Below are 6,222 nucleotides of genomic sequence, written 5' to 3'. Positions count from 1 at the left end.
GACATGGAAGGGTAAGTTACCAGAGATAATGCGGACATCCATCGTAGCCATAATTTAACAAAAGAGCATAGTTCTCTTTAGGTCACCTATCTATGCCCATATAAATACAATACTTCAATATATACCAAGGGGGTTTCTTTTTTAAATAATGAAATTTTAAGAATGAGCGAGATATCGAGAGTAATTTATAATATAGAGAGGAAGGAAAGGTAAATTGTAATGAAAAAAAGTTTGCTCCAATTATTATTAGATAAATCCTTAGTTACCCAGCAAGTGTATAAAGAAGTAAAACAGCTTTCGCTAAGCAGAAACTGTAGTGAAGAACAGATAATCTTGCAAAGCATGAAAGTGGATATCAATCAGCTTATTGAGATATTAGATAAATACTTTAACATACCTTATATTGATTTAGAATCTGACTGTAAAAAGAATCAAGCATTTAAGTTAATACCCAAAGAGGTTGCTAATAGGTATAGTCTAATACCCTTTTATGAAGAAGATAATGAAGTATATGTTGCATTTATAAATCCATTTGAAATTAAGGTTATTGATGAGCTAAAATTTATAACAAATAAAAAAATCAAGGTATTCTTTGCCTTACCTCTAAGCATAATGGAGGCAATTGAAAACTGCTATGGGAAACAAATTGTAGATGTAGCAGTTGAAGAGATGAAGAAGGGGTACGTACTAGAGGATAATGAAAAAAATGATGAATTACAAAAGGATGGTTCAAATGAGAATGCACCAGTGATAAGGATTGCAAATTCCCTGTTAAAACAAGCAGTTAATGCAGGAGCTAGTGATATACATCTAGAACCTTTTCAGTATTTTGCTATAGTAAGAATGAGAGTAGACGGTAATTTAAGTGAGATAACTCAAATTCCGGGAAAGGTATACAAATCCTTATGTACAAGAATTAAAATAATGGCAAACATAGACATAGCAAATAAGTTAATTCCACAGGATGGTAAGATAATCCAAGATATAGATGGAACATACTATGATTTTAGAGTATCATCACTTCCAACAAACTATGGAGAAAAATTAGTATTAAGAGTTCTATATAAATCAGAGAAATTTATTAATTTAGATTCATTAGGATTTAGCTTTGATAAAGTTATGATTTTAAAGGACATATTAAAACTTTCACATGGAATGATAGTAGTTACAGGTCCTACAGGGAGTGGCAAATCAACAACACTATATGCACTACTGAATGAAATTAATAGTAAAAGTAAAAACATTATTACTATAGAGGACCCAATAGAATATAATATGCCAAGAATTAATCAAGTAAATGTAAATAATAAAGCTGGGCTTACTTTTTCAAGTGGGCTTCGAAGTATACTTCGGCAAGATCCAGATGTTATAATGCTTGGAGAAATACGAGACGAAGAAACAGCACAGATTGCCGTAAGAGCATCAATAACAGGGCACTTAGTATTATCCACTCTACATACCAATGATGCTATAACAACCATATCTAGGCTTATAGATATGGGTATTCCATCGTACCTAGTTGCAGATTCATTAGTTGTAGTATTAGCGCAAAGGCTAGTAAGAAAGCTATGCTCTTATTGTAAAATTGAACATAAGCTTGATTATGGAGAATTTCAACATTTAGAATTTAAGATGGGTGGCAAAGTATATAAGGCCTTAGGATGTAACAAATGCAGTGGAACTGGATATAAAGGAAGGACTGTAGTATATGAGTTGCTTAAGTTAGACAATAAGCATAAATCAATTATAGCAAGAAATGGAATGAGTGATGAGCTTTTTAAATATTGCAGTGAAAAAAGCTTAGGCTCATTTATGGAAACCTGTAAAGATTTAGTTCTTAATGGTGTAACCTCAATTGAAGAATTTATAAATGCTACTTATAGTTAAAATTTTAATAATGCTTTTACAAGAACATACTATAATAAAAGTTGGTTATTCTTGTAACGTAGCTAGTGATAGGTGAAATATAAAATGAAGTATAAATATATGGCCAAAACTCTAAGTGGGAGTTTAATAAAGGGAAGCGCTGAAAGTGACAGCGTTTGTGAATTAGCATTACGATTACGTAAAAACAATATATTCTTAATAAAAAGTAGGCAAGTAATAAAAATACCAGAAGTTTCTACTAGGCCAAATCTTAAAACTATATCTATATTTTGTAAACAATTTTCCATATGTATAAAATCAGGAATACCAATATGCGACATTCTTAATTTGCTTTATGAGCAAATGTTACATAAGTCCATTAAAAATAGTCTTGTTAGCATTAGAGAAAATGTACAAAAGGGTAATTCTTTACATTCAAGCATGAAAAGAACTATAAATGTGTATCCTGAATTTATGATAAATATGATTTATTTAGGTGAAGAAAGTGGAAAACTGGATACAATTCTAGAGGAATTATCAACTTATTATGAAAAAGAACATAAACTTATAAAAAAATTTACTAATTCAATGATTTATCCCTGTACTGTATTTCTAACAATAATGATAGTGTCATTATTTTTGTTTATTAAGGTTATCCCTGTATTTATTGGGAATTTGAATTCACTAGATGCTGATATTCCACTTATAACTAGAATTGTTTTAGGGATTAGTAATTTTTTAAGTGGAAATATTTTATGGATATTAATAACCAACTTTATTTTAACTTTTATTCTTATAAAATATTTCAAAACTGAAGGCGGAAAGGTAAGTTTTGATAAGTTCAAGTTTATGTGCCCAGTATTTAGTTCGGTATATAAAAGGCTTATTTATACAAGATTTAGCAAAGGGCTTAATATATTATTAAGTAGTGGAGTTGGGCTTTTAAAGGCTTTTGAAGTAATTAATGACGTTATTGGTGATAGGTATTTCAAACTAAAACTTAAAACAGTTTTTGAAGATATAAAAAAAGGAGAAGAATTGTCAAGCTCTTTAGATGCAATGAACCTGTTTCCAAAGTTTTTTATAGCAATGATAAAAATAGGTGAAGAAACAGGTAATTTAGAGCATATGTTTTTGACTGCTGCGGATATATTCTATGAAGATGCACAGGAAAATGTAGAAAAAGCTACTGCATTAGTAGAACCAATTTTAATAATATTTCTAGGAATTATAATTGGAATAATTGTACTATCGGTGATGCTACCCATGTTAAGTGTTATGGATTCTGCAGGAAAACTATAAAGTGCATCACATTTTTATAAATAAGAAGGGTAACTTTATGCGTAGAGGATTTACATTAATTGAAGTAGTGTTAGTTATATCCATTATGAGTATAATTGCCGGATGTAGTTTTATCTCTTTAAGGTATTACAAAACGATAAGAAATAAAGTAGATGCAGAGTATTATTGTGATGCTGTAGTGAGTTTTATTAATAACTCGAAAATGTATAGTAGAGAAAACTATTGTAGCGTAACTATAATTTTTGATATAGAAAAAAATAAAGTAATGGCTAAAATCGGAAAAGATAAGATAAAAGAGCTATTGTTTAGCAATAGGATAACATTATATGAGGTTAGTGGAAGAAGAGTTAACAAAGCTGTTGTAATTGATAAAGAGGGTTATAGCAACGATGCGTTTACAGTAGTATTAGTGGATAATAATTTAATAAGGCATGAGATTTCCATGAGGGTGGGTACAGGATATGTTAAGGCTAATAAGTAAAAAAGGATTTACTTTAGTTGAAGTATTGTGCAGCTTGGGGGTATTCTCCATAATTTTTATTTGCATGATCTCTTATGAAGTATCTTCTATAAATATAAAAAGGAATATTAAAACTATAAATGATAACGTATTAATAATGGAAACTTTTAAAAATAATATTATATACTCCATGACCTTTGAAGAACTAGAACTGTTACAAAGGGATAATAGAACTTTTATAAATAAAGAAAATATGACTTTTGACAAAAGCAATGCAGCGTTAGCAGATGTGTTTTCAAAACAAGTGGACATAGAAGAACCATACATGAAGCTAAGTTTTGTTAAATACGAGTTAAAAGTATATAGTTTAAATCTCTCATTATATTCGGGGAAACCAAATAATTCTTTAGAACTACAATGTAACTTTTATAAAGGGTGTCATAAATGAAGAAAAAGGGTGTTTCGCTTATTGAAATAGTGATTGTTATAGCCATAGCATTTTTAATGGTGGGGGTAGTAGATAGTATGCTTATTTCCTATTTAAAAAACTATAAAGTTACTTTATTACAAAGCAAGGGAATCAATCATTTAAGTGAGGCCTTAGCCATAATGGAAAAAGAAGTGAATCAAGACACCAATAAAGTAATAACTGAGGGAAATGTTATTAAGATAGCATATTTTAATAAGAATACTCAAAATTATATAAAATGTATCGATAAAAATATTTATATTCTGTATGGAAAAGAACTTAGTTTACCTACAAGTAATTCACCGAAGAATATGATTATTGATGATGTAGAGGATTTTGTGGCTATAAGATATAAAAAGACTCTTTATATAAAAATAGTTTGGTGCAATGGTCAGAAAATTGAGAGGTGCTTAGTAATAAAAAATGCAAACTAAAAGGGGTTTTGTTCTCGTCTATACAATTTTAGTGGGATTAATATGTTTAATTATAATGATGTATATATTTGATATTCAAGTGGAAGAAGTCAAGTATTCTATAAGTGCAAAAAAATATATATTAAAAGAGGATAATTATCAAAGGAACAAAGAGTATTTACTGACTTTATTTTCGAGTTTTATTGATACGAATAATGAACAAATTAAGAGAGAGGGTATAAATGGATTCTTTTACAACTTTAAGGGTAACATTATAGAGTATGGAGAAGCTATGGTAAGTTACTCTAATAATACTAATGAATTTATTTTTGAAACACCTGACGAATATAGAACAACTAGAAATGATTATTTTAAATTAGAAGTTCTTGGTGAAAGGGTTCAGATGATATTTGTAAAAACTGATTATACTTATAAAGCAGGGAGGTAAAAAATGAGATTTAGAAAAAATATGTTTCTAGAAGTTTCCACACAAAGAGTTTCAAGTATGGAGTTTTCTAAAAGTGTAATATTAAATAAAGTTAATAACTTTTTTCATGAAAATACTTACTATGAAGAAACTGAGAATATAAAAGATTTTCAAATTGATATAAAAAATAAAAACTTATATGTTCTTGTGGAAGGTGAAACTGTTTATATTAAAATTATGACTTTGCCTGTGGTGAAAAAACATCAAATTAACGATATGATTAAAAATGAGTTGCGTTATTATTATAAGGAAATAAATCACATTGCATTTACATATAAGCTAATTAAAGAAGATAAATTTAATATGGAAGTATTAGTTTTTTGTTTAAAGGGAAGTAACCTAGACATATTAAAAAATAGCATTGATAATAATATTAAATTAAAAAGAGTAAGTTTAATTCAGTTTTGCTTTAAAAACTATTATTCTAATAAAATTCACGAAAAGAACTATGTTTTTGTTTTTTACTATGGTTTTAATTTGTACTTTTTAATATGTCATAATGGTGAGATTGTGGTTAATAATGTTATGAATATTACGCAGCTATCATCATTTAGTTTTTCAGATATCATGAACGAATTTTTAGAAAAATATAATGATAATGCAAAGCTATGTAAAAAAATATATTATGCAAACATTGGTCAGCTAGATATAAAAGATTTAAATACTGAAGCATTAAGTATTATGGAATTTAAATACTTAGGATTACCACACCAAATATTAGATGATTTAAAGCGAGAAGAGCTGTTAAAGTATATTATAGTAAAAGGGTAGATGGATATGGCAAATAAAACATTTATACCTAATTGGTATATAGATAAAAAGATCAAAGGAAGAAACAAGAAAAATAAGATATGTATCATAGTAATTTCAACCATAAATATTATTTTGTTAAGCTTTATATTAAGTAATTCAAATAAAATCCAAAATATAGAGAGAAAGGTTGTTAGTGAAAAAAGTAATATTATTATTGAAGAAGCATTTAAACCAAATACAATTGTTATTGAGAAGCATAAAGAACTTAGCAGTTTCTTTCAGGCAAATAACTTAAGTTACAAAAATATGACTATAACTAAAGATAACTTAGAAATAGACATTGAAGTAAAAGATTACGAGGAATATATTTATGTGATAAGATGCATAGAAAATCAATATTCAATAAAACAGTTGGTTCCAAACACTAAAAGTGAAGGAAAATTTGACTTCAAGGTTATATTAGGGGTGTAAA

At 28.0% G+C, this 6,222-nt stretch carries 8 protein-coding genes; all 8 read left to right on the top strand.

Annotated elements, in window-relative coordinates; all coding sequences use genetic code 11:
• Positions 1-219 precede the first annotated feature (219 nt).
• The 8 genes from LGK97_RS01675 to LGK97_RS01640 all read left to right on the top strand — a co-directional run bounded on the left by LGK97_RS01675 (position 220) and on the right by LGK97_RS01640 (position 6,221).
• Entirely contained in the window at positions 220-1,887 is a 1,668-nt protein-coding gene (locus LGK97_RS01675) for a GspE/PulE family protein (protein WP_226257993.1), read from the top strand.
• Positions 1,888-1,971: 84 nt separating this feature from the next.
• On the top strand, positions 1,972-3,168 hold the full coding sequence (locus tag LGK97_RS01670; RefSeq protein WP_226257992.1) for a type II secretion system F family protein: 1,197 nt from the start codon (positions 1,972-1,974) through the stop codon (positions 3,166-3,168).
• Positions 3,169-3,205: 37 nt separating this feature from the next.
• The gene (locus LGK97_RS01665; protein WP_226257991.1) at positions 3,206-3,649 is read left to right on the top strand and encodes a type II secretion system protein; all 444 of its coding nucleotides are present in this window, start codon (positions 3,206-3,208) and stop codon (positions 3,647-3,649) included.
• Entirely contained in the window at positions 3,630-4,076 is a 447-nt protein-coding gene (locus LGK97_RS01660) for a prepilin-type N-terminal cleavage/methylation domain-containing protein (protein WP_226257990.1), read from the top strand. The genes LGK97_RS01665 and LGK97_RS01660 overlap by 20 nt, the downstream gene beginning before the upstream one ends.
• Complete coding sequence (locus tag LGK97_RS01655; protein WP_226257989.1) at positions 4,073-4,531, top strand: hypothetical protein; 459 nt, start codon at positions 4,073-4,075, stop codon at positions 4,529-4,531. Before LGK97_RS01660 ends, LGK97_RS01655 begins: the two co-directional genes overlap by 4 nt.
• Positions 4,521-4,958, top strand: a complete 438-nt coding sequence (locus LGK97_RS01650) for a hypothetical protein (protein WP_226257988.1) — start codon at positions 4,521-4,523, stop codon at positions 4,956-4,958. The genes LGK97_RS01655 and LGK97_RS01650 overlap by 11 nt, the downstream gene beginning before the upstream one ends.
• Positions 4,959-4,961: 3 nt before the next feature.
• Positions 4,962-5,768 (top strand): hypothetical protein, encoded by an 807-nt coding sequence (locus LGK97_RS01645; RefSeq protein ID WP_226257987.1) that lies wholly within the window; start codon positions 4,962-4,964, stop codon positions 5,766-5,768.
• 6 nt (positions 5,769-5,774) lie between these two features.
• On the top strand, positions 5,775-6,221 hold the full coding sequence (locus tag LGK97_RS01640) for a hypothetical protein (protein WP_226257986.1): 447 nt from the start codon (positions 5,775-5,777) through the stop codon (positions 6,219-6,221).
• The last annotated feature ends 1 nt before the right edge of the window (position 6,222 follow it).

Origin of the sequence: Clostridium sp. CS001 (assembly GCF_020443565.1) — a bacterium.
In the GTDB taxonomy this organism is placed as follows: domain Bacteria; phylum Bacillota; class Clostridia; order Clostridiales; family Clostridiaceae; genus Clostridium_AD.
Note: the sequence above shows the minus strand (reverse complement) of the source record. Positions and strands in the feature narration are given on the sequence as shown.